The organism is Paenibacillus sp. FSL R5-0914, assembly GCF_038004525.1.
GTDB lineage: Bacteria > Bacillota > Bacilli > Paenibacillales > Paenibacillaceae > Paenibacillus_AQ.
This window is the reverse complement of sequence record NZ_JBBORH010000001.1, coordinates 565536-589763: the sequence shown is the minus strand read 5'-3', so window position 1 is coordinate 589763 and position 24228 is coordinate 565536. Positions and strand designations below refer to the sequence as shown.

Genomic DNA, 24228 nt, shown 5'->3' with positions numbered 1-24228 from the left:
TCATGAATCGCAGTAAATGGAAAAGTGTTGGAGATGAGCTATTTACGAATAAATTGGGCGTCGCAGCCCTCATTACTTTAATCATCTTCTCACTGGGCTCTATATTTGCTTTTTTATCTGGACATGATCCGAATGCGATGGATGTTCTGGCACGTCTGAAATCGCCGGGAGCCGATCACTGGTTCGGGACGGATGACTATGGCCGGGATTATTTTGCCCGCGCATTATATGGTGGCCGGGTATCACTGCTAGTTGGCTTTGCTTCAATGATCATTGCTACAGGCATAGGTGTGACGGTGGGCGTAATCAGTGGATTCTTTGGCGGATGGGTTGATAATCTTCTCATGCGGATGCTTGATGTAGTGCTGTCCATTCCTTCTTTCTTAGTTCTGCTGCTGCTTAGCGTATTTCTGAAGCCGAGTGTTGGGAATATCATCATTATTATTGCTCTATTAATGTGGATGAATATCGCCCGTGTCATTCGGGCAGAGACGATGACGATTAAGGAACGCGAATATGTACTCTATGCAAAAGCCTCCGGACAGAGCAATTTCGGAATTATTTGGCGTCATATTCTTCCGGGGCTAGTGCCTGTTGTCATTGTAGGTGCGACGAATAATATCGCTTCGGCGATAATGATGGAGTCGTCCCTAAGTTTCCTCGGGTTCGGGGTACAGCCTCCGAATGCGACTTGGGGCAGTATGCTTAACAATGCGCAGGGATATATCGCTCAAGCGCCATATCTGGCTTTATTCCCTGGATTATTGATACTATTAACGGTACTGAGCTTTAATGTTTTGGGTGATATTTTGCGGGTAGGCTTTGAACCGAAGCTGATCCGAAGATAGGAGTGTGAAGACATCATGACGGAACGGCTATTGTCTGTCGAGGATTTGAAGGTTTCGTTCCATACAAGGGACGGAGAGAATCAAGCAGTTCGCGGCGTTAGCTTTCATATAGATGCTGGTGAGACGGTAGGAATCGTCGGAGAATCTGGTAGTGGGAAGAGTGTAACTGCCAAGGCGATTATGTCGTTAATTACACCTCCGGGTAAAATTATCGGTGGAAATATTAATTTTCGTGGTGAGAATTTATCGAACCTTTCGGAAAAAGAGTGGAGAAAGCTACGCGGCAATCGTATAGCAATGGTGTTTCAGGACCCCATGACCTCTCTTAATCCTGTAAAAAAAATCGGCCAGCAGCTTACGGAAGTCATCCGTCGGCATCGGGGTTTAAATAAGCAAGAAGCGCTTAAAGAGGCAGCAAGCATCTTGCGTCAGGTAGGTATTAATAATCCTGAACAGCGGCTGCAGCAATATCCGCATGAATTCAGCGGCGGGATGCGCCAGCGGGTCATGATCGCCATGGCTCTTTCCTGTAAGCCAGAGCTATTGATTGCGGATGAGCCGACAACTGCGCTCGATGTAACAATACAGGCGCAAATTCTCGATCTTTTTAAAGAGTTGAAAAATAATACCAGTACAGCTGTAGCGCTCATTACCCATGACTTGGGTGTGGTAGCACAGGTATGTACACGGGTTATCGTAATGTATGGTGGACTTGTGATGGAGGAGGGCACGGTAGAGGATATCTTTTATCGCCCACAGCATCCTTACACGAAAGGTCTGCTTCGCTCGATTCCAAAACGTGACGGCAAGTCGCGGGAACGCCTTGTCCCTATCGAAGGCACACCTCCGGATTTGCTGAATCCTCCTTCGGGCTGTCCATTTATGGAACGTTGCCCTAATGCTTTTGCTCGTTGCAGCGAACGTCCTCCGGTCATCGAATTATCGCCTGGCCATCGTTCGATGTGCTGGCTGGCAGACGGTGTGCAGGAGACTCCAGCCGTAGCTGGTGTTGAAGGGAGCGGTTCTGTTGAGTGATAATAAGATTCTAGTGGACGTAAATAATCTGAAGAAACATTTCTCCAAAGGCAAGGATATATGGGGACGTAATACATCAGTGCTTAAGGCGGTAGATGGCGTAAGCTTTCAGATTCGTCAGGGGGAGACCTTTGGACTGGTCGGAGAGTCGGGGAGCGGCAAGTCCACGGTTGGACGCTGCTTGCTGCGATTGTATGACTATACAGATGGTGAAGTGTCTTTTGACGGGCAGCCGCTGAGCAAGCTTGGAGAGAAGCAGCTTAAGCCTTTTCGCAGACGGATTCAATCGATCTTTCAAGATCCATATTCCTCGTTGAATCCAAGCCTGAATGTACTTGATCTGATCAGTGAGCCTATGAAAATCCACGGGATCCACGAAGGCGACGAGCGTATAGAGGCTGTTGCGGCACTGCTGGATAAGGTGGGTTTAAAAAGAGAGCATCTTTATCGCTTTCCTCATGAATTCAGTGGTGGGCAACGCCAACGGATTTCGATTGCTCGAGCATTATCTGTGAAACCTGAATTCGTAGTGTGCGATGAACCGATCTCAGCGCTGGATGTATCTGTTCAGGCTCAGGTAGTGAATATGCTGGAGGATTTGCAGTCGGAATTTGGGTTGACCTACCTCTTTGTTGCACACGATCTGTCGATGGTACGGCATATTTCGGACCGGATTGGCGTGATGTATGGCGGTCGTCTCGTAGAGGTAGCCGAAAGTGACGAACTATACGAGAACCCTATTCATCCTTATACGAAGGCGCTGCTATCTTCGATTTTGGAGACAGACCCTAAGCGGGCTAATCAGAGAATTATTTTAGATGGATATTCGGCAGAGTACGGCAGGGCTGAGACCTCTACATTGCAGGAAGTTAGTCCGGGTCATTATGTTGCTTATGATTTCACGGAATAAGTAGAATCTATATACAGGTATGGGGGGAATCAGGATGTCAGACAATTTGAACCGGGTAAAGTTATCCCAGTGGGATGCTTTACTGGTAGAATCACTTCGCGCTTTGGGCTGGTCTAATGAGGATATTCTTCGTAAAGTGGCGGAGGGCGATTTGCCCGTTGACGAGAGTGAATACGAATTTGATTATAAGCAGTTGACCACTTTACAAGCGGAGCAGCCAGAATTGTTCGAGCAAGCGGTGAAGACAGGCTATCAGATCAAGTACAACACGATTCGTGGCATTCGTAGCTGGATATGGGTTGTTCTTGGTAAAGAGGCAGAGTTGGAGCTTGAAGAGGGTAAAGAAGCCATAGAAATAGTATTGACGACAGCCGAGAAGAACCGGCTGGAATCTGTGCTGTCATTCGGCTGGCAGATTCACGGTGGAGCCGGCGTGGAAGACGATTCCAGCGCTAACGCAAGCTACCGGATCGAGCCGATTCAACGATAACCTCTCCAAGCAGAGAAGAAATAAAGAAAGAACGCCCTTACCTTTTCCTCATGGAAAGGATAAGGGCGTTCTTGGTTAGTTCACTTCAATCCGGCCACGCCGGAAGCTGATTTCTGCTTTGCCGGTGTGCAGCTGCCACATATGCCAGAATACAAACGGAATAATCATAATAAAGTTGATGATTCCCCAATAGTTCATGACGTCTGCATTGTACCACGATGAAGCATCCATTAGTGTCGGGAACAGGCTAACGAAGCAGGCGCGTAGAAGTAAATGTGCCGCTAATGTATAGACCCGCGCAATGATGTAGAGTTCTGGGCGGCGTTTGATGATGGGATAGAGCTCAGCTGCGAGAAGAATGCATAGCGAGCTTGCAAAGAACTTCGGACTCTCTGCATAGACGAAGGCTGCATTCCAAGTTGTATAGAGGAAGTTCCAGCCGATTGTCGTATATGCAATGAGATCGCCGTGCGATTCAGTAGAAATCTTCCAATATTTTGGCGCAAAAGGGATGGTTATACATAATAGGAGGCCGGTAAGCGCATTGAATGTATTCCCCATCGTAAAGTCTTTAATGGTCGCTTCCATGATATTAAGGAATAGAACGCCATATACGAACCACAATACCCAATCCTTCTGTAACCCATTCCAGAACGGTCCTTTTCGTTTCTCGTAGTTAGCAATACGAATGAATCCAACAAATATCGTAGGAAGAATTACACTTAAAATCTTGGCCCACCGAAACCAGCCTTCGACACCGCCCATAAGCCATAAGGGAAAGGTTAGTAAAGAAGCAATCCAGAACCAGTGGGCAAACTTATAATGCTTGCGCATGATACTGACAACAATAAGAAGCAGAACTATGTAGCCGATCATACTAACGCCGTACTGCCATGCAGGAATATCCATGATAAACCTCCTTTTTTTGTGAAAGCGTAATCAATTGTTGCCGATACTGAGCTTCAACCCTACAATGCTTGGTTAATTCATAAACATAACAACTGTTCGGTTTTATTGTATTAGGAATTAATTGGTTCTGTCTGTGCTAATTAACACACAAAAAACAAATTAGATTCAGTACTCTTTTCATATGAAAATAAATCGCAATAAGCGATTCAGTTGGGCGGGGAGTTTATGTCTGAGGATAGAAAATTACATATTATTGAGGCGACGAATCGTGTTATCTATCGAATGGGTATTGCGGGTACGACTATGCGGAGAATTGCCGATGAAGCCGGGCTTAGCACGGGGGCGTTGTATCATCATTACAATAGTAAAGAAGAGATTCTTTATGATGCGATGGATCGCAGTCTATCCGTATCTACGAGAATTGCCGAGGAGGTACAGCAAGGGAAGTATAGCCGCGGGGAAGTTATTGAGCAAATCAGCGAGAATGTGAAAGATCGTTTTAACAAAATAGATGACAATCGAATGCAGTTCTATCTTGCCCAGGAAGCGATACTCGGGAACGAGGAAATCTCCAATCAATTGAAAGTTAAGTATAAGAAATGGATTGGTCATACCGAGGAGCTGTTACAACGCTTGTACGAAAAACAACCCGGGAAATACAATAAAGCCATTGCCTCATTGCTGATTGGAGCTATTGACGGGATCGTTATGCAGACGCTGCTGGGTGTGGCGAATACGGATGATATTGAAGATATTTCCGAGGTATACCACAAGCTTCTTGTAGAAGGCATTCCGAAGCTGTTAGAAGCATGGGATGAATAACGCAGAGTGTGGCGGTACGGCTAATCCTTGTGCGTGTAATTCACAGAATGAAACTCCCCGCAGCTTGCTGCGGGGAGTTTCATTATACGTTTACTGCTGTATAAGCAACCTCATATTGTGCAGCTTCAATCCAGGTTCCTGTCTTAAAGTCTCTGCCCCGGACAAGCACTTTATCTCTATATACTTCCACATAGAAGCCTTGGCTGCCTGTCTTATGCTTATCTTCGTTTGTCCAAAGGTAGGCGACAGAAGCAGCATTAAACATTGTTGCCATCTCTCCATGGCCAGGGTACATAGTGTTGTCTACCTCTAACTCCCAATGGGTGTGACCAGTGAATAACAAGGTCTGGGGGTGTCTCGAAAGAATCTCTTTTAATTCCTTATCTTGAGTGACACCATACCAATCTTGTGATTCTAACGATCCAGCTACTGTATCTTTAAGCGGTTGATGCAGGAAAAGAAAGATAGGCTGATCCGGTGAAGCTTGCTCCCCAAGCTTATGCTCCAGCCAATCAAGCTGCTTAGAGGAAAGATGACAGAATTTAGGTAATCCTTTTTCTGTACCTAGAAAGATAAAATGATAGCCATTAATCCAGTGATCATGATAGGGTCCAGACATTCCAGTCTGTGACGTATACATCCCTAAGCGAGACTTCCAAATCCCGAGGCCTACATCATGATTACCTAAAGTGAAAGTAATGTCGGGCAAGTCAACCTTATGTTGATTAATGATACGAAGCATTTCTTTATATTCAGCAGAAAAACCATGGTTTGTGACATCACCGATATGCATAATCCCACTGCTACCTTTTCCATGTGCGGCTATATCACGGAGCGCCAGCTCAAAGTTAAGATTGTACTCATGATTTCGATCAGCGGTGACATGCGTATCCGTGATGATCTGAAAGGTAATAACAGGCTTCTCTTCAGGTAATGTGTTCACGCTCATGTTTAGGCATCCCCCTTCATCTTATGAATCTATGAAATACTGTGGCTGTTCACTAATGCGTCTTCCCGCTAATGTTCAGTCCTATGATCCCGGTTAGGATAACGGCTATCCATAGTAGGGAGGACAGGGTTAGCTTTTCTTCGAAAAATAGGGCTCCTATGAAAGAAATAAGGATGATTCCCGCCCCTGACCATATCGCATAAGCAACGCCTACCTTAATAGAGGTGAGGGCATAATTCAGGGAGGTGAAGCTGGCTCCATAGAACAGGAACATGAGCACGGAAGGCCAGAGCTGAGTGAACCCCTGAGATATTTTCATTGAGATGGTCCCTGACAGTTCGAACACAATAGCTAGCATCAGAAACATCCATGCCCATATTCCTTCTATTTTCACAGGGAAGTAACCTCGATGCTGAGTTCAGCGTAAGATCGCACAATGAGATCTGCATCCGGGAGAATATGCGACGAAGCACTAATATCTTCATTTTCAGTGATTCCTATAGCTACCTGTACACCCGCTGCTTTAGCCATTCGCATATCCCCATTAGTATCACCGATAACTGCTGTGTGCGCGGGTTCAACGGCCAACCTTTCGCAGGCAAGCTGCACCATGTCGGGGAAAGGTTTACCCTGATCCACAAGGTCTGTTCCAATTACCTCGGAGAAATAGTGCCGTATGCCGAGCCATTGGAGATGTTTCTCTGCAGCATCTGTTTCATCTGCGGTCACCACGGCGAGAGGGATGCCAGCACTCGCACACTCATCGAGAAAACGATGAATACCCGGCAGCGAGTGAACGGGGCGTTTCTCTTCCAACATAACATCCGCTTCCAGACGGCACTGATGAACAAGCTCCATGGACTCCGCCCACGATAAACCTTGCAGATAACTCTGCCATGACAGGATGGCATAGAGGTCACTCATAGTCCCCATAGCCAGGGGGCCGTTCCGATCATAATCGGTAATGCTTCCTTGGGCATTGTGTATAGTTCCCATTAATGCAGGGAGCTGTTCTTCTGGAATCTGTAGTCCTCTTTGCTTCATATCCTTCGTGAATCGCTCTAAAAAACACTCGCCCCAGCTGCCCCAGAGGGATACGAACTGGAGCAGCGTACCATCCTTGTCGAATAGAATAGCTGCTACAGCGTATCTGCCTTGTGGCGTGATGAGCTCAGACATGAACTCCACCGCCTTTATTTTAGTTTATCAAGCGCTGCTTGCGCTGTTTCCTGTGCTTCCTTAAGTGCCTGTGCTGCAGGAATATTCTCAATCTGCACCTTATCAGCGGCGATTTTCAGCGCATCGTTGATTTTGCCGCCAGTTGGATCTTGGAATGGTGCAGAGCCATGAGAAGCTTGCATCAACGGAATCTTAATCTGTGGATTGCTTTCACTGAATGACACAAACGCCGAGTCTTGCAATGCGGATTGGCGCACCGAAATATATCCAGTATTAATGGACCAAGAGGCAGTATTCTCGGCATTTGTGAAGTAGGTTAGCCATTTCATAGCCGCTTGTTTCTCACTGTCGCTAGCTTTAGATAGAATGCCGGCCATCAGTGCTTGGGCTACGGGTTTGCCCTCGCCAATCCCTGCCCAGCCTGGCTGCTCCATAGCAGAAACAATGCTAAAGTCGAGGTCACCTTGATCGCCACTGGAGCCGGTGTAGCCTGCGGATTGATTCTTCATTACATCATCAATTGTTTTGTACCAATATTCCCAGCCTTGACCCCCTGAATGAATCCGCATGATCTTATCCTCGTGGATCCATTTGCGGAACAAATCCCAGGTTTCGATCCACTCTTTAGAGTCGATCATGACTTGTTTCCCATCCTCGCTAAGAATAGTGCCTCCTTTACTGAGCACGGCATCAATCATGTTCCCTGAACCCCACATAGGCTCCCAACCGAAGAAGGTGGTTTTGCCGCCGTCTTTCACGGTCATTTTCGCAGCTGCGGCAGCTAGGTCTTCCCAAGTCTTCAATGTGCTCGCATCAATTCCGTTCTTCTCAAAAGCATCTTTGCGATAGTACATAACCTGTGTTGTTCCATACATCGGCAGGAAGTATTGCTTGCCATCAACCTGGCCCTGATTTAGAAAGGTTTGGACAAAATCCTCTTTATTAAAATCTGGCTGCAATGCCATAAGCTCATCTATCGGTGCGAAATATCCTTTGCGGGCCCAATCTACGTTTGAGGAGAGAGCAGCAGCAGGCACTTTTCCTGTAGCAATCGCCGCTTGCAGCTTCTGCTCGGTTTCAGTGTAGTCTGCCTGCGCGATACCTTTGACAATGACCTCTTGCTGAGAGGCATTAAATTTCTGAATCAGTGCCTCCATATTCTCACCAAGCTTACCGCCGAGACCATACCAGAACTCAATCGTTATCGGTGCATTTTGTGTAGGCGCAGCCTCTGCGGAGGGGGAGGAAGAAGCTCCATTTGCCGCTGTAACATTACCTGTACTCGCATTTCCTCCACAAGCTGTTAACATTGTAAATCCGGCAACCAAAGATAGGGCGGACAGTCTCTTCAATACGTTCATCATCATTCTCCTCTTATTAAATAGAATAGTTAGCTTATCCTTTGCTGGAACCAGCGGTCATGTTTACGCTTTGCATGATGGTTTTCTGAGCTAGTAGAAATACTAGCAGCAACGGGGCGATGGTGAATGCGCTAGCGGCCATGATCAGCGGCCATTTCAATCCGTAAGCACCTCCTTGAGTGAAGAAACTACGCAGACCGGCCGAGACCAGCTGTAGATTAGGATCTTTGGTGATGAGCATTGGCCAGAAATAGTTATTGTACTGATCAATGAAGGTGATCAGGGCTAGCACAGCAAAGGAAGACCGTGTAATGGGGACAAGAATGGTCCAGAGAATCCGCATATGCGAGGAACCATCCACTTCTCCAGCCTCTACCAGCTCATGGGGAACCTGAAGGAAGGCTTGCCGAATTAGAAAGATAGAGAAGACACTTACACAGTTAGATAGAATCAACCCGGCATATGAATCCAGTAGATGAAGCTGGGACAATACCAGATATCCGGGAAGATAAACGGCGGTGGCAGGGACCATATAGCCGAAAAGAATGACACCTGCGAACAGCCCTCTGAAGCGGAATTTCATATGCGTAAGCGCATAGGCCATCATCCCGGAATTTATCACCTGCAAAATAACAATCGACACGGCGACAAATACGCTATTGCCCATATATCTAAAGAAAGGGGCTTCGTGCCAGGCGGCTGAAAAGTTACCCCACAGCGGCTCTTTCGGCCAGATCGTCGGCGGAGACTGCCAGATTTCATCATTGGTTTTTAAGGCGCTGGTGACCATCCAATAGAAGGGGAAGGCCATGATCAGTGCAATAGCTGCAAAAAATAGATGGCGGGCCAGTTTGCCCACTCGTACGGTCGTTGCATTCATCAGTCGTTCTCCTTTACAGCAGTAGTTATTGATAATGGGTTGTCCGTTTACTAACCTCTAGTGAGATTACGGAGAGCAGCATACATATAAATACCAGAATCATTGCGACACTAGAGGCTTCTCCAATCTGAAAGGCTTCAAAGGCAGACTGATAATACATATAGAGCAAGGTACGTGTTGATCCCGAAGGTCCACCTTGTGTCAGTACGTTAATCTGGTCGTATGCCTGTAAGGCACCAATGATCTGTACGATGAACAGAAACAGTGTCGTTGGCGAGATTAGCGGTAAAGTAATACGGTTGAATTTTTGCACAGCATTTGCTCCATCCAGTTCAGCGGCTTCCAACAGATCGGTAGGGACATTGCGTAGTGCCACCAAGTAAAAAATCATCGCCCAGCCTACCGATTTCCATATCGTCACGAGCAGAACGCCGAGCAGTGCCCATTTAGGATCTTGAAGCCAACCGATTTTTTCTAGACCTAAGAGGTCAAGTACAGTATTAGCAAGGCCAATTTCAGGTTCATAGATCCAGGACCAGACAATGGATACCGCCACGGTCGGCGTGACCCAAGGGGAGAAAAGCAATACCTGATAGAGGGTGGAGCCTTTCAGCTTCCCATTCATCAGGAGTGCAAGTCCAAGTCCGATCAGAATAACGGGCAGTACACTTCCCGCACAGAATAACAAGGTTACTCTTAGCGCTTTATAGAAGGCGGGATTGCTGAACAGATCCAGATAGTTGGTTAGTCCGACAAAGGTTTTCTCGGGGCTCATGAAGTCCCATTCAGTAAAGCTGAGATAAAATACATAAAGTAATGGCGCGAGCCAAAATACCACGAATGGAATCATTGCCGGCAAGGTGAAGAGCACCGGTTTCAACTCACCTATAAATCTTGTGCGTTTCATTATTCTGTCGATACCCCATTCCATCTTCTGTTTTTAGCGGTATAATTCTGAGGAAAGCTCCTCCGTTCAAAAAAAATTGTACACTCATCGAGCAGCTGCGTGGTCAAGCGGGCGTAAAGATCGATGCGAGATTATGTAAAAATTTAAGAGATTAGCGAAAGTAGTTGCTATTTTGTGTAAAATAGAAAGTAGATTCTAAGTGGAATGAAGGTGCAGCTATGAAACAGGTAGCCTTTGGTGAAGAGAATAGAGACTTATCTCCACGCGAGCAGCTGCTGCGTCCGATGATTGATGCAATTGCTCAGACGATGGACTTATATGGCGCCAATTACTCATTCGGGCAGCTGTATGGAATTATGTTCTTTGAAGACCGGCCGATGACGCTTGAAGAGATGAAGAATGTGATGAATATGAGTAAGAGTAATATGAGCTATGGAGTTCGTTCTTTGATGGCTTCCAAGATGGTGACCAAGCTGGAGGAGAAGCGGGAGCGAAAGGATCTGTATGCAGTGGAAACAGATTTCTTTCAGACCTTTAAGAACTTTTTTGGAATGAAGCTGCAGCGGGAGATTGATGTCATGAGGCAAGCCTTGGATGTTGTTATTCCTGAGCTGGAGGGATTGGTTCATGCCGTGGATACGCCTGAGGAGGAGAGGCACTTCTGTCTGAAGGATCTGGAGAAGCTGGAGCATGCCGTTCAATATTATGATTGGCTGCAGCAGTTTGTGGACGAGCTAGGGGAAGATAATTACTTTGTAGACAAGAGAAGGTCCTAGACCGTCTACAATTACACATAGATGTACATAATTATATATAGATCTCCATGTGAGGGAGGTGTTCCTTAAGTCAGTTCAGGCTTAGGGTTCGCCTCCTATTTTTATGATAAGAAACAAAATAAAAAAGAAAATGTAACCAAAAGTAGGTGGAACTGTCACCAAATATGTAGTTACATAGTGAATAAAAGATCTTTTTAAGGAGATTCAGAGATTGCATACGAAAAAATATATGATACTTTTAGTCATTGTTCTGCTAATAAGTCTTGCTGCTATTTTCAACAATCAACACGAGTCTTCTGCAGTTACTATAGATGTGAACGGTCAAATCATTAAGACAGTAGCTACAAATCCGGGCTCGCCTGATGAGCTAATGATTCCCAAGGCTGCAGCAGAACAGGCCCTTAATATGCATATCGGCTGGCAGAAGCAGGGGGCACTTCCGAAAGGTATTTACTATAGAGATCATGTAGCTGTGCTGATGTACCATCATCTTTCAGAGAAGCCAATGCCGCAGTTTCCTTGGATCTTATCTGCCGATCGGTTTGATGATCAAATGAACCTGCTGAAGCAAGAAGGGTTTCACGTGATTACGATGGAACAATACCGTGAATTTATGCTGAATGGCGGCACGGTTCCAGATAATGCGGTGCTGCTGACTTTTGATGATGGATATGAGAGCTTTTATGAGTTGGCTTTTCCTATTCTCAAAAAATATGGCTATACGGCAGTGAATTTTGTTATCGTATCTACGATTGATCACCCAGATCCGAATAGTGTGCCGAAGCTCAATTGGGAGCAGATGCGGGAAATGAAGCGGGACGGGATGGGATTCTATAGTCACACGTACGATTTACACCATTATGGTATCGTAGATGCTGAGGGTGGGGAGCGGCCAGCCGCCAGTGCTTTGTTATATATCGATGATGAGAACAGAAACGAAATGAATACGGAGTACTACAGCAGAGTTACTCGTGATTTAGCCAAGGCGGAGCAAAGACTGAAGGAAGAGCTGGGGAATACCGATTCAGCGATTGCCTTTCCTTATGGATCATACAATGACCGATTGCTATCGGCATGTGATTCACTCGGAATTTCGCTAACATTTAAAATCCAGGATGGGATCAATGCGAGAACGGACCGGAATGCCTCCCGGATCAACGGGGGAAGTCAGAGTCTAACTGCAGTCCAAACTCTTGAGCAGGTTAAACATATAGATTCGCCTATGGAATTAACCCTGAATAACCAAAGAGTAGCTCTGATTGGTAGTGCGCCCGAAATGAGGAAAGGGACCCTGATGGTTCCGTTTATACAATTATGCAAGGATCTACATATTGATCTTAACTACGATCAGAAGAGTCGAATCGTTAAGTTAATGAACACAACGGGAGGCTCATAAACGGCTAAGGAAATGTATGGAATGGATATCAGCTTTCCCTATGTTCATTAGGAGTTTACAAAAAGTGAGAAATTTCGCCAATTTGGGCGAATCACTAGTTGCTATAAGTGAATTCCTTACTGTAGACTATAAATAGAGTACTATTTGGTAGGCGAATGGAGAGAACAGATGGAAGTATTTAAGCGTTATTACGCGAATTTAACGGTCCGGCGTTTTTTTATTTTAGGGCTGGTTGCCCTGCTGCTATTCAGTATTAGAGATATGCTCAATTTAGTACTGTTAACATTTCTGATTGCTTATGTAATGAACAGCTTTCAGGTGCTGCTCACGAAGCGAATCAATAAATATGTTGCGGTCAACAGTAAAGTCATTATTGTTATTTTGTATTTAGCTCTGATTGCTCTGATCGTTGTGACCTTAGTGAATTATTTACCGAAGGTCTTCACACAGATAAAGCAGTTAACTAATTTTCTGACCAGTTTAACCCCTGCAAACATTCCGCAGAACGAAATCGTGCAGTATTTATTTGCCCAGCTTAAGGATCTGAACTACCAGTCTTATGTGAAAGATGGTCTTGAATACGTCCTGAAAATAAGTAATTGGGGCACAAGCTTCGTATTATCCACCATTCTGAGCTTTGTCTTTATCCTTGAGAAGAACAGAATTGTCAGTTTCACTGCCCGTCTTAAAGAGAGCAAGATTTCTTGGTTCTATGTTGAGCTTGAGTATTTCGGTAGAAAATTCATCTCATCGTTTGGTAAAGTGATCGAAGCGCAAATTCTGATCGCGCTGTTTAATACATGCTTTACGGTGATCGGACTCTGGATCTTAGGTTTTCCGTATTTATTCGCCTTATCGATTATGATCTTCCTGCTTAGTTTGATTCCAGTTGTAGGTTTTGTGATCTCCTTAATACCACTTTGTATTATTGGTTACAACATTGGTGGCATAGCAATGACGATATATGTATTGGTTATGATCGCCATACTACATTTTGTCGAGGGTTACTTCTTAAATCCAAAACTGATGTCATCCAAAATGAACCTGCCTATGTTCTACACCTTTATCGTACTTCTCTTCTCTGAGCACTATATGGGTGTATGGGGTCTAATTCTCGGCATTCCAATTTTTGTATTCTTCCTGGATATACTGGAGATCAATAGAGATAACAAGATAGAGACTTAGGAATTCAGTTAAATAGCGTTGAATATACGAAGAGGGTGATCCGATAGCCATTCAATGGCTTTCGGATCACCCTCTTTATTTTGGCGCGGAGAAATGTTATACGGCCACTATATGTATCTTTCTTAGCCGAAAGAAGTGAGAACACTCTCCGTAACGATGTCCCTCAGCTCCGCTTTGTGTGCTGCATACTGCTCGGCTGTAATGCTTCCAGAGGCTAGTCGTGAATCTAGCTGTTCCGTTAGCTGGGTTACCTGTAGATCGATCACATCTTCAATATCTGTGTTTTGTTCTATTGCAATATCTTGAAGTGATTTGCCGTCATATAAGGCATCGTACAGATCATCATCTGTGGGTTGGTTAAGGGCTTTCAATAATAATTCGTCTTTATCCGCAACACTTGTGGTGGACCATTGAGTTGACGAGCTTGCGTTAGCAGTAAGGCTACTCCAAGCATTTCCGAAAGACATTACTATAACTACGGTTCCTACTATAATCACTCTTTTTATATCCATTAGAGTCCTCTTTTCTTATTTTACGAATAACGTTCTATGGTTTCTGTTGAAAGTGTCTGTGATGGTTGTGGTTTAACTTATTTCTATTATAACCCGGAAAGCTGAGCTGAAGCTTAAACAATATTTAAGATAACCTAAAGATTTAACATTGAAATGATATAGCGATAATATACCCCTAGTATAATTTCCAGATGATCTAAATTGCATATTTATGCAGAAGGGTCACAATCAAACTTACGGGGAGTGTTCGGAGTTTTGAGAATAACAGCAAAAGCTAAACGTTTTCTATCCAGCGTAATTGCAAGTAGTTTGATGTTGGGGATCATGGTTCCAGCAGGATATGCGGAAGAACAGCGGCCGGATACAGAGCAGACATCTTCCGAATTAGGAGCACATTTTGATGAACAGGTTGAGCTCAACACGCTTTTAAGTCAACCGACTGTAATGACAGATGTATACGCGACACCAACCAATCCAGGCTCTTTACTTATTACAGAGGTTGTTCCAGATACTAAAAATGTAAAAGGCGCGGATGGTAGTTCTGTAGATGGTTACGAATTTGTTGAGGTTTACAATAATACGGACGAGCCGGTTAACTTTAAGGATTATTATTTCTTTTATAATGACAAAGATACTTGGACACCAAATGGCGATGCGGTCATACCGGCGCATGGAAATATCGTCTTCTGGATTATGAACGGCAATAATCTGAGTGTTCCTGCCGAAGATTTCATCAAAAACTTTAATCCTTCAGCATCTCTGCAGGAAGGTGTAAACCTGTTCCGTATTAACGGTGGCGGTGGTATGGCAAACACTTCTCCGCGCAACTTACAAATTAAAAGTAAAGCAGGAGATGCTCTTATTGTCTCTGCTTCTTATGGAAAAGAACAGGTGAAGGAAAACAACGGGATTTTCTATAAGTATTCGCAATCCGACAGCTCTATGATGAGTCTCATGGCGATTTCGGGAACGGTTGCGGCTACACCAGGAACCGTAGATCCAGAGCAACTGCCTGAGCTAGTACCTGGAGACAAGCAACCGGTAATTGAACACCACTCGCAGAGCAGTGTGGATCCAGCGGATCTTCCCGTCACCGCGAAGATTACGAACCTAGAGATTGGACCAGACGGAACGCTACCGGTAGTGAAGTTGCAATACGGCTCTCCTTCTCAGGTGAAAGATACGGTAATCACCATGACCTCAAAAGGTGAGGGGGAATACACGGCCGTGATTCCTGCGGCTGCACTGGAAGAACCAGAACTGCACTACAGCATTCGTGTAAACAATGTAACAGAGAGCTATTCTGTTCATGTGAACCTGCCTGCATTTGATTCGAATAATGTGCCACCGCTGTTAATTACAGAGCTGCTGCCCAATTCGACGAATGTAAAAGGAACGAGCAGCGATGCTTTTGAATTCATTGAGGTATATAACAATACTGATGCACCGATTGATTTTAAAAACTACAAGATCTATTATCGCTATCCTGATAAAGGCAATGCTTCCGATGTGAAGTGGCCCTCTACGAAAGAGAGTTTTGTAATTCCTGCACAGCAGTCCGTAGTGTTCTGGGTTATTAATAGTGCTAACAGTACATACACCGCTAGTGATTTTAATGCAGAATTCAACACTAATCTGATGGATGGCACAAATCTCTTTCAAATCAAAAGCGATGGGATGGCGAACTCTGGCCGCCGGGCCGTCGTAATCAAAAGTAATACCGAGAAAGAAATCTCCTCTGCGTATTATGATGCTGATCTTACCTATGATGGTGGGGCTAAAGGTGACGACACCAAAGAAAATAAAGCCCTTCTATACAAGTATCCTGTGAATGGGCAAAGTAAAATGCTCAAGATTAGCACAGGATCAGCGGTTCCGTCACCAGGGCAGGTAGATGTTGCACTGCTTCCTAACACACCGATCCATGTGGATCCGGATACCGAAAATCCGACGGTAAATGATCTGACTGCTGTAACGGAGATTGATCAGTCGATGAGTCTGGATTTGAAGGCTTTCGCGGATGACAATAAAGCCGTTACGTCTGTAGAAGTAAGGGTAGCTTCGGATAAGCAGCCTGATTTTGTCAGCCATAATCTATCTCAAGACTTTAACGATAGCTTGTATCATTATAAATTGTCGTCTGCTGATTTGATCGGCAGAAATGAAATACAGTATTATTTCGTCGTTTCTGATGGCACGAATGAGACCGAATCTCCGGTAATGAAAGTGAAAATTACAGGTGGCCCAGATCAATCATCACTTCGTTTGAATGTGAAGGATGGGCAATTCATTAATGGCTCTATGACGGTAAAAGGAACCTCTGCTACCGCAAAGGCTGATGAAGTGGGCCTGAGCATCGACAATAAGGTACTTGGCAATAACGAGGTATATGCCGCGCTTGAGAATGATGTTTACTTTGTATTTGATGCGAAGAATGTAGATTATTATTTCAAAAACGGTATCACCATGGGACCAGAAGAATTAGGGGATGCGAGTATTCTATACACCTTTATGGACCCGATTACTACGTATACGACATTGACCTTCCCGATCTCCTCTGCCGCTTTGCAAGTGGGCAAGGATAATGTGATCTACATTCGGGCGGGCTCTAAATCATCGCCTTTTGACCCTCGTCCCGAGGAGAATAAAGATGATTTTGAAGTAAAGAATGTGCGCCTATTACTTGCAGACGGTACTGAAGTTTGGGACCCTGCTTATGCAGAACGTGATAAAGAAATTAAGATGGGGGACAGCGCAGGTAAGCATGAATCCATCGGCTTCCGGTTCGATCTGAAATCTGATTTGTTCCGTTCGAAGGCTTATAACTGGAATACTACAGAAGTAACGGACGGAGAACATAAAGTAACAGTGACCGAAGGTGGATCCAAGGTATCGTCAAACGTAGTTGTAGACAACACGCCACCATCTATTAAAGCATCGATTGAAGATGGAAAAACTTATCGTGGTAATTTCGTAATTACTGCTGAGATCAAGGATACTTACGCAGGTGTAGATAAAGTTAGCGTGAAGCTGGACGGCAATGTTATTGAACTGCCTTATGCTACTACATCCGGAAAGCTGTCCGGTGGAGACCATACGCTTTCTATCACCGCATTGGATAAGATAGGTAATCAGGTGGAACAGGTAATTACATTCCATGTACCGAATGAAAATCCATTTGCACCACTCCTGATCTCACCTCAGAACTGGGAGATTGGTGTGGGTACGAATCCGACCTTGAAGGTTAAGGTTGAAGATCCTAACCAGGATAAGATGGATGTTACCTTCTATAGAGGCTTCAAGTACGATGGTAACCATCCAGAGCAAGGATTTACTGGATTTAAGAACGCATCCGATACAGAACCGCCGAAGCAATCCGTTCCTGCGGGCGAAGAAGCCCTTAGCAGTGACGAATACAGCAAAATAAGTGCAGTTGACGGACAGTACTTAATTAACGATGCTGTTGAGCAATTCCCATATCAGCGCTATGAAATTAAGCTGGATGAATCGGTGAAGGCTTCAGATCGTGTGGATATTGAATGGAAGGGTAATTCACTTCCAGGTCGTAAAGTAAGTCTCTACGCGTGGAGTCCTGCTGAAGAGAAGTGGATACAGCTGGATCATTTGATTGCTGGTACTGAGGATTTTGAACTGAAATCTACGGTGACTGTTGGAGAATTCGCTAGCGGAGATAGCATTGCTGTCATGGTTCAGGATGAGATTGCGTCCGCGACTAAGACTGCACCTACAGTTACGCAGGATACCTATGATTTTTCTTTTGTATGGATGTCTGATACGCAATATTATTCTCAAAGTTACCCTTACATTTATCAGAAAAATGTAAAGTGGATTGCCGACAATAAGGATAATTTGAACTTGAAATATGTAATTCATACCGGAGATGTAGTGGACAAATCCTATCAGGAATATGAATGGGAAGAAGCCGATCGGGATATGAAGGTACTCGAGGATGCAGGTATTCCATATGGTGTTCTTGCGGGTAATCATGATGTAGGCCATCAAACCGGAGATTACACGAAATTCTGGCAATACTTTGGGGAATGGAGATTTAAGGACATGCCAACCTTTGGCGGATCCTATGACAACAACCGAGGCCATTATGATTTAGTATCTGCGAATGGAAATGACTTCATTATCGTATATATGGGCTGGGGACTGGCTGAAGAAGAAATTGAATGGATGAATGAGATCGTTGCTCGTTATCCAGAACGTAAAGCGATTCTTTGTCTTCATGAATACCTGCTCGTATCTAATAACCGCGCACCGATTGCCGATACGATCTTTGAAAAGGTTGTAAAACCTAACAAGAACGTAATCGCAGCTTTGTCCGGTCATTATCATGATGCGGAGCTTAAAGTAGATGAGTTGGATGACAATGGAGATGGCATTGCGGACCGCAGTGTATATCAAATGCTGGCAGATTATCAAGGTGCCGAAGAGGGTGGACTTGGTTATATTCGTCTGCTTCAGTTCGATGTAGCTAACAACAAGCTTCGTGTGAAGACTTATTCGCCTTACTTGGATGATTATAATTATTATGATGAAAATGAGTTCCCGGGCAAAGATGAGTTCGTACTAGATCTCGATCTGCAGCCTGTAACAAAACGTGTAGCTACCGATTACATTGGAGTTAAGGTTTACAGTGATCAGACAATCGCGACCCAGCAGCAAGTAGAGAGCGGTGCGGAGACTCAGGTCACTTGGAGTAAGCTTAATCCAGAAAGCTACTACCAGTGGTATACAAAAGTCGTGGATGATAACTCTGGCAGTGTGCTTTCAGACATTTGGGGCTTCTACACTGGAAAAGAGGATGTAACACCAACACCAACACCAGGGGGAACGGCACCTTCAGTGCCTACAGTGACCCCGAGTCCTACAGCAACACCTGGAGCGGAAAAAGGAAGCATTGAACTGACCTTGGGAAGTGACGGTACTTATACCGCTGACTCTGCAGCCTTGAAGAAGCTGATAGAGGAAGCTGCTACAGGGGGAAGCCTAAAGATTAGCGTAGGCGGAGCAACCTCGGCTCAAGATCAGATTAGAATTGCACTTGATGCAACGAGCATCGAACAGGCTGCCGACAAGAAGCTGAATCTGAATATTGTGTCTTCCAGCGTTACATTAAGCGTACCAACAAGCTCTTTACCAGCTATCCCGGCAGGCAGTGATATGCTGCTACTAAGCATTGATATGAGTATGATTTCTGTACAGGCCAATGTCTCTGGAATGAGCCCATCCAGAGCTAACGTTACGCTGAACCTCAGTACATCAGCAGGAGGCAAAGAAACGGCTATCCACCAGCTTAATGGTGCTGTTACGATTACCCTGACGCTGACGAAGGAACAGCTTGCTAAGCTCGATACAGATTTTGCGGGTGTCTATTATGTAAATGGCAGTACCTTGGAATATTTGGGTGGAGTGTTTAAAGGCAATACCGTTACCTTTACAACAGATCATTTCTCTTCCTTCGCGGTACTGGAATACCATAAGCAATTTAGTGATACCGCTGGTCACTGGGCAGAACTGTACATTTCCAAGCTGACGGCTAAGCATGTGATTAAGGGTATCGACGATACGCACTATGGTCCACAAGCGAATGTAACCCGTGCAGATTTTGTTACACTAGCCATTCGTTCACTCGGATTGAATGAGACAAGTGAAACTACGGGGAATAGTGCTTTTGCAGATGTATCAAAAGATGCTTATTATGCATCATCGATAGACAAAGCTGTCCAGCTTGGACTTATCCAAGGCAGTGATGGCAAGTTCCGTCCTAAAGATGCAATTACACGTGAAGAAGCGGCTGTTGTCCTGCAGAAATTGATACAATACAAAGCTGGAGTGCAGTCTTCCATTGCTGCTACTGCAAGCTTTAAGGATATAAACAACGTATCAGAGTGGGCGAAGCAAGCGGTAAGTGAATTGCAAGCTAAGGGAATCCTTGACGGTAAGGGCGACAATCATTTCGATCCTCGTGGCAAAGTAACCCGTGCTGAAATTGCAAAACTGTTATATGGAATAATCAATTTATAAGAATAGTATGGCAAAGGCAGGCAGAGGTAACTCTGGCCTGTTTTTTGTCATTTTTTGCACTCAATATTCCTTTTCTTCTAGCAAAGCAGGAAATTCTTACTATTCATATGATTTTTCATATATAATATTTTTGAATAAATTTTTAATAGACATAATCTAGCTTCCTGCTGGCAGTCATAATGATATCTTTCGTTGTTACACTAGTTATTCACGATGATCCGGCAGTTATTCTCCTTGTTACGGCACTTCTTCCAATTGGCGCAGGAATGGGTATTCATCCACGATTGCTTGTATTCCTTATTCTGTTATCCACTGCCCCCTTCTTCTTTGCTTATCAATTACCAACGTATTTGAACGCTTATTATAGCGCTGGCTCGGACTCATTGCATAATACATAGATTGGAGAAACGAACCTTGAGAGTAAAGTTAGCACATATTTTGCTTCTACTTACGGTAATTTTTGCGGTTCTACTGTATAGAGGGAGTCTTGACTCCATTGATCATCTGTTACAAGACCGCGTGATGCAGCACGAGCGGTCTGTGGATACAACGATTGCTATCATCGGGATAGACGATCAGAGCTTGGAGGACTTTGGCAGCTGGCCGTGGAGCAGAAATGTTCATGCACAGCTGTTAGATACGCTCTCCGAGGGACATCCAGCAGTGATCGGTTTTGACCTTACGTTCCCTGTAGGCTCGGAGGACCCGGAGGCGGATACAGAATTCGCTGCGGCTGTGGCCCGTGCGGAGAATGTTGTTTTGCCGGTATATGGCACATTTGCGCCAAATACCGAGCAGGGAAAGATCGAAGCGCTGGAGCTATCCCAGCCGTTTGAGGCTTTGCGGAAGGCCGCGGCTACAACCGCCCATATCAATACTATTACCGATACTGATCGAGTGGTGCGTAAGGCTCTTTATTCTTTTGACTATGAAGGGGAGTCTATTCACAGCTTGTCATGGACGGTCTACCAGAAATATCGAGAGGCGATGGGGGGCAGTGCTGATCCGCAGAAACTCCCACTGGATGACTTTGGGCGCTTTTATATCCCTTATTCAGGTGGCAAGGGCGACTTTGAGGAGATTCCTTATTCGGCGGTTCTTAGCGGAGAGGTTCCACCATCTTATTTTGAGAATAGAATTGTGCTTATAGGGCCCTATGCTACAGGGTTTAAGGATGACTTCCTAACACCAATTAGCGGAAAAAATACGTTATATGGTGTGGAAATTCATGCAAATATCATTCAATCTCTACTGGACGATAATTATAAGCGGGTACTGGATTGGAAGTGGAACGAGGTAGTGTTGCTTTTTGTTGCGCTCCTAGCCTATCTACTATTCCGTAAAGTGAAGATGCTATATTCCTACGCAGTCATTGTGGTCATCATTGCACTTCTTATCTTTGCAGGTCGTTTTTTCTATGACCAAGGTATAGTAATTTCACTGGGTTATGTGATTCCCTTTCTAATCGTTAGTTGTATTATCGTAATAGCTTTTCAATATTTAGAAGAACTGATGGAGAAACGTAGAGTAACGGATATTTTTGGTCGATATGTTGCTCCGCAGGTTGTCGATCAAATTCTCAAGAACGGTCAAGAAGGGCTGAAGCTGGGAGGAAGCCGCAGAGAGCTAACCCTGTTATTCGTTGATATTCGCGGGTTCACTCCGTTATCGGAGGCTGCTGAACCAGAGGAGATTGTTGAGATTCTGAATGAGTATCTGGATCTGACTGCGGGTTGTATTTTTAAGTATGATGGCACGCTGGACAAGTTTATCGGGGATGCCACGATGGCGATCTTTAATGCTCCATTGCTGCTGGAGGATCATCCAATGCAAGCGGTGAAGGCGGCGTGGGCGATGAAGGAAGGCTCGGCTGCGGTGGAACAAAAGCTGTTCGAACGGTTTGGTCTTGTAGTGAAATTCGGTATCGGGGTGCATACTGGTCCAGCTGTATTCGGGAATATCGGCTCCAAGACCCGGATGGATTATACAGCGATTGGCGACACCGTCAACACGGCAGCCCGTCTGGAAAGCAATGCGAAGCCTGGACAAATCCTCATCAGTGAGGCTACCTACGCTTTTGTAAAAGATAGAGTATCAGCCGTTTCATTAGGAGAGATCAAGTTAAAGGGCAAGGAACAAGGAATCAGTGTCTATGAACTGGAGGGATTGAGATGAGGTCGTTAAAGCTTACACTGTCGTTTATGCTGTTGTTCAGTATTCTTTGGCCAGCAGTTGTCACAGAGGCGAAGGATAGCGTCAAAGTTGGGAAAATAACTGCGGTCTCGGGCAAGTCTGAAGTGAAAAAGAGCGGTGGAACGAAGAAATTCAACGCTTTTAAAGGAATGGCGATTACCCAAGGTGATACGATTATAACAGGCAATGATGGGCAAATTAGCCTCGATCTTGATGCTAACAAAGAAGTTACGATCGGAGCCAGTACTACGCTTACCATTAGCCAATTAGTAGAAAGCGCAAAGGCATTGGGCGGTAAGACAAGTCTAAAGCTGCAAAACGGACAAGTCTTGATCAAGGTAAAAAAGAAACTGGATGGCGATTCTCGCTTTGAGATTGAGACACCAACGGCTATTATGGGCGTTATGGGTACAGAGTTTTTTGTTAGCGTTAATAGCCAAGGTAACGTAGTCCTTAATAATGGGGTAGGGAATAACGGCGATTATCTGGGAGTTCTGGAAGGAACAGTTCATGTAGTTTCGACTATTGATCCCACGCTGATTGAGCGTATGATAACAGCCTCCCAGCAGTTAATTATGGAGAATCAACAATGGATAGAGTCGCAGTTGTCCCTAAATGCATTACCACAATTTGCGCTAGAGCAGCATTTGAAATATCTGAACGAAGAAGAGGTATTGGAATTCGAATCGGCTAAGAAAAAAATCGAGCAACTACTCGAGCAAATCAAAGCCGCTATTCCCGTTCACTCAAGTCCGCCTATTCCAACAATTCCACCTCAGATTAACTATGATCTATCTAGTTCAGCTCCCTTAGATATGACGAGACCAACACCGCCGACGAGACCAACACCGCCGACGAGACCTACACCAACGCCGACACCGGAACCGACGTCAACACCGACGCCGGAGCCAACAGCGACGCCGACGCTGGAACCAACACCAACACCAACACCAACACCAACACCAACACCAACACCAACACCAACACCAACACCAACACCAACACCAACACCAACACCAACACCAACACCAACACCAACACCAACGGCAACGCCAACACCATCGCCGGTACCAACACCGGAGCCAACACCAAATCCCCTAGGTGCGCCTGAGCTAGACCAGCAGGAATTTAGAGAACATATCTATGACTATCTCGTCCGTGATAATAAGATTGTTTTGCCGTTTACAGCACCGTTATTCTTTAATATCGCAGATGACACTAATCCTAATGCTGCGAGGGATGGGGTGAGTGTTACTTTGAATCAAAGTGAGGACAAGCTCGATTTAGGTGAGGTATATATTCGAGAGAATAAGCTTCACATTCAGCTGCGTGAATCACTTCCTTATAGCTCTTTCGTTCAAATCAAGGTGAACGGCGGTTTGTTAAAGAATGCCCTTTCCGGGGGTGATGTACAGGAAGAGGATCAACTGATAGCAGATGGCGGTTTTACCTACAAGGGAATGATCACTCCGAGTTATTTTAACCATACTGGCCCTATAGGTGAAGGTGAAGCACCAGAATTTATCATCCATTCGCTGGGTTATGATGTAGGGGAGATTAGATATCGTTATGAATATGATCTAGGAGATCCATCTCCACTAGAAGATACAGATTATGTACTGGAGCGGAACGGTGAGAATACTTTTGTGCTTAAACTTACTCCGGAGTTCTTGAATGGATTATTTCCCGAACCTTATATCGTTACCATTCCTCTCGTGAGGATTGAAGATACAGAAAACGGCCCTGTAGAGGTAGTAGTAGACAACCTCCAGATTAGATTATCTTTGTTATTTTAAAGGCGCAATAACCTTCGAGAGGAGAA

Annotated in this window: 20 protein-coding genes; 12 read left to right on the top strand and 8 right to left on the bottom strand. The window is 44.9% G+C overall.

Annotated elements, in window-relative coordinates:
- Positions 1–2 precede the first annotated feature (2 nt).
- The 4 genes from MKX60_RS02495 to MKX60_RS02480 are packed head-to-tail and all read left to right on the top strand — an operon-like array spanning position 3 to position 3283.
- Entirely contained in the window at positions 3–848 is an 846-nt protein-coding gene (locus MKX60_RS02495; RefSeq protein WP_042184173.1) for an ABC transporter permease, read from the top strand.
- Between the two features lie 15 nt (positions 849–863).
- The gene (locus MKX60_RS02490; RefSeq protein WP_076299926.1) at positions 864–1883 is read left to right on the top strand and encodes an ABC transporter ATP-binding protein; all 1020 of its coding nucleotides are present in this window, start codon (positions 864–866) and stop codon (positions 1881–1883) included.
- Positions 1873–2793, top strand: a complete 921-nt coding sequence (locus MKX60_RS02485) for an ABC transporter ATP-binding protein (protein ID WP_143759515.1) — start codon at positions 1873–1875, stop codon at positions 2791–2793. The genes MKX60_RS02490 and MKX60_RS02485 overlap by 11 nt, the downstream gene beginning before the upstream one ends.
- A 34-nt stretch (positions 2794–2827) precedes the next feature.
- Positions 2828–3283, top strand: a complete 456-nt coding sequence (locus tag MKX60_RS02480) for a hypothetical protein (RefSeq protein WP_339268269.1) — start codon at positions 2828–2830, stop codon at positions 3281–3283.
- 75 nt (positions 3284–3358) lie between these two features.
- Here MKX60_RS02480 and MKX60_RS02475 read toward each other — a convergent pair whose 3' ends face one another.
- Positions 3359–4192, bottom strand: a complete 834-nt coding sequence (locus MKX60_RS02475) for a hypothetical protein (RefSeq protein ID WP_341059015.1) — start codon at positions 4190–4192, stop codon at positions 3359–3361.
- A 225-nt stretch (positions 4193–4417) separates the two neighbouring features.
- Between MKX60_RS02475 and MKX60_RS02470 the strand changes: the two genes are divergently transcribed.
- Entirely contained in the window at positions 4418–5014 is a 597-nt protein-coding gene (locus tag MKX60_RS02470) for a TetR/AcrR family transcriptional regulator (RefSeq protein ID WP_076285089.1), read from the top strand.
- 82 nt (positions 5015–5096) lie between these two features.
- Here the strand turns inward: MKX60_RS02470 and MKX60_RS02465 are convergent, their stop codons facing one another.
- Genes MKX60_RS02465 through MKX60_RS02440 form a run of 6 tightly spaced genes read right to left on the bottom strand, consistent with a single transcriptional unit; the run spans position 5097 to position 10290 of the window.
- Positions 5097–5963, bottom strand: coding sequence for a metallophosphoesterase family protein (locus tag MKX60_RS02465; RefSeq protein WP_341059014.1), 867 nt, complete (start codon positions 5961–5963; stop codon positions 5097–5099).
- A 52-nt stretch (positions 5964–6015) separates the two neighbouring features.
- On the bottom strand, positions 6016–6357 hold the full coding sequence (locus MKX60_RS02460; protein WP_445670737.1) for a DMT family transporter: 342 nt from the start codon (positions 6355–6357) through the stop codon (positions 6016–6018).
- Positions 6354–7142: an HAD family hydrolase gene (locus MKX60_RS02455; protein ID WP_341059013.1), complete on the bottom strand. Its 789-nt coding sequence runs from the start codon at positions 7140–7142 to the stop codon at positions 6354–6356. Before MKX60_RS02455 ends, MKX60_RS02460 begins: the two co-directional genes overlap by 4 nt.
- Positions 7143–7156: 14 nt before the next feature.
- Positions 7157–8503: an ABC transporter substrate-binding protein gene (locus MKX60_RS02450; RefSeq protein WP_081382943.1), complete on the bottom strand. Its 1347-nt coding sequence runs from the start codon at positions 8501–8503 to the stop codon at positions 7157–7159.
- A 34-nt stretch (positions 8504–8537) separates the two neighbouring features.
- The gene (locus tag MKX60_RS02445; RefSeq protein ID WP_042184188.1) at positions 8538–9383 is read right to left on the bottom strand and encodes a carbohydrate ABC transporter permease; all 846 of its coding nucleotides are present in this window, start codon (positions 9381–9383) and stop codon (positions 8538–8540) included.
- A 25-nt stretch (positions 9384–9408) separates the two neighbouring features.
- Entirely contained in the window at positions 9409–10290 is an 882-nt protein-coding gene (locus MKX60_RS02440) for a carbohydrate ABC transporter permease (protein ID WP_076285209.1), read from the bottom strand.
- Positions 10291–10508: 218 nt separating this feature from the next.
- Between MKX60_RS02440 and MKX60_RS02435 the strand changes: the two genes are divergently transcribed.
- From MKX60_RS02435 to MKX60_RS02425, 3 genes are all read left to right on the top strand, one after another.
- Positions 10509–11066 (top strand): GbsR/MarR family transcriptional regulator, encoded by a 558-nt coding sequence (locus MKX60_RS02435; RefSeq protein ID WP_341059012.1) that lies wholly within the window; start codon positions 10509–10511, stop codon positions 11064–11066.
- A gap of 211 nt (positions 11067–11277) precedes the next feature.
- Positions 11278–12462 (top strand): polysaccharide deacetylase family protein, encoded by a 1185-nt coding sequence (locus MKX60_RS02430; RefSeq protein ID WP_341059011.1) that lies wholly within the window; start codon positions 11278–11280, stop codon positions 12460–12462.
- Positions 12463–12630: 168 nt separating this feature from the next.
- Positions 12631–13647 (top strand): AI-2E family transporter, encoded by a 1017-nt coding sequence (locus MKX60_RS02425; RefSeq protein ID WP_042184192.1) that lies wholly within the window; start codon positions 12631–12633, stop codon positions 13645–13647.
- Between the two features lie 122 nt (positions 13648–13769).
- Here the strand turns inward: MKX60_RS02425 and MKX60_RS02420 are convergent, their stop codons facing one another.
- Positions 13770–14159: a hypothetical protein gene (locus MKX60_RS02420; protein WP_076299921.1), complete on the bottom strand. Its 390-nt coding sequence runs from the start codon at positions 14157–14159 to the stop codon at positions 13770–13772.
- A gap of 255 nt (positions 14160–14414) precedes the next feature.
- Here MKX60_RS02420 and MKX60_RS02415 point away from each other — a divergent pair, with 255 nt between their 5' ends.
- From MKX60_RS02415 to MKX60_RS02400, 4 genes are all read left to right on the top strand, one after another.
- Positions 14415–20213 carry an S-layer homology domain-containing protein gene (locus MKX60_RS02415; RefSeq protein WP_341059010.1) on the top strand — a complete coding sequence of 1933 codons (5799 nt, stop codon included), beginning with the start codon at positions 14415–14417 and terminating at the stop codon, positions 20211–20213.
- A gap of 179 nt (positions 20214–20392) precedes the next feature.
- Positions 20393–20611 carry a hypothetical protein gene (locus MKX60_RS02410; RefSeq protein WP_340973778.1) on the top strand — a complete coding sequence of 73 codons (219 nt, stop codon included), beginning with the start codon at positions 20393–20395 and terminating at the stop codon, positions 20609–20611.
- 16 nt (positions 20612–20627) lie between these two features.
- Positions 20628–22388, top strand: coding sequence for a CHASE2 domain-containing protein (locus MKX60_RS02405; protein ID WP_341059009.1), 1761 nt, complete (start codon positions 20628–20630; stop codon positions 22386–22388).
- Positions 22385–24202: a FecR family protein gene (locus MKX60_RS02400; RefSeq protein WP_341059008.1), complete on the top strand. Its 1818-nt coding sequence runs from the start codon at positions 22385–22387 to the stop codon at positions 24200–24202. Before MKX60_RS02405 ends, MKX60_RS02400 begins: the two co-directional genes overlap by 4 nt.
- The last annotated feature ends 26 nt before the right edge of the window (positions 24203–24228 follow it).

Coding starts and splice junctions, on each gene's coding strand:
- MKX60_RS02440 (WP_076285209.1), bottom strand. CDS start 10,290: ATGAAACGCACAAGATTTATAGGTGAGTTGAAACCGGTGCTCTTCACC.
- MKX60_RS02450 (WP_081382943.1), bottom strand. CDS start 8,503: ATGAACGTATTGAAGAGACTGTCCGCCCTATCTTTGGTTGCCGGATTT.
- MKX60_RS02465 (WP_341059014.1), bottom strand. CDS start 5,963: ATGAGCGTGAACACATTACCTGAAGAGAAGCCTGTTATTACCTTTCAG.
- MKX60_RS02435 (WP_341059012.1), top strand. CDS start 10,509: ATGAAACAGGTAGCCTTTGGTGAAGAGAATAGAGACTTATCTCCACGC.
- MKX60_RS02420 (WP_076299921.1), bottom strand. CDS start 14,159: ATGGATATAAAAAGAGTGATTATAGTAGGAACCGTAGTTATAGTAATG.
- MKX60_RS02475 (WP_341059015.1), bottom strand. CDS start 4,192: ATGGATATTCCTGCATGGCAGTACGGCGTTAGTATGATCGGCTACATA.
- MKX60_RS02495 (WP_042184173.1), top strand. CDS start 3: ATGAATCGCAGTAAATGGAAAAGTGTTGGAGATGAGCTATTTACGAAT.
- MKX60_RS02400 (WP_341059008.1), top strand. CDS start 22,385: ATGAGGTCGTTAAAGCTTACACTGTCGTTTATGCTGTTGTTCAGTATT.
- MKX60_RS02480 (WP_339268269.1), top strand. CDS start 2,828: ATGTCAGACAATTTGAACCGGGTAAAGTTATCCCAGTGGGATGCTTTA.
- MKX60_RS02455 (WP_341059013.1), bottom strand. CDS start 7,142: ATGTCTGAGCTCATCACGCCACAAGGCAGATACGCTGTAGCAGCTATT.
- MKX60_RS02410 (WP_340973778.1), top strand. CDS start 20,393: ATGATATCTTTCGTTGTTACACTAGTTATTCACGATGATCCGGCAGTT.
- MKX60_RS02490 (WP_076299926.1), top strand. CDS start 864: ATGACGGAACGGCTATTGTCTGTCGAGGATTTGAAGGTTTCGTTCCAT.
- MKX60_RS02425 (WP_042184192.1), top strand. CDS start 12,631: ATGGAAGTATTTAAGCGTTATTACGCGAATTTAACGGTCCGGCGTTTT.
- MKX60_RS02445 (WP_042184188.1), bottom strand. CDS start 9,383: ATGAATGCAACGACCGTACGAGTGGGCAAACTGGCCCGCCATCTATTT.
- MKX60_RS02470 (WP_076285089.1), top strand. CDS start 4,418: ATGTCTGAGGATAGAAAATTACATATTATTGAGGCGACGAATCGTGTT.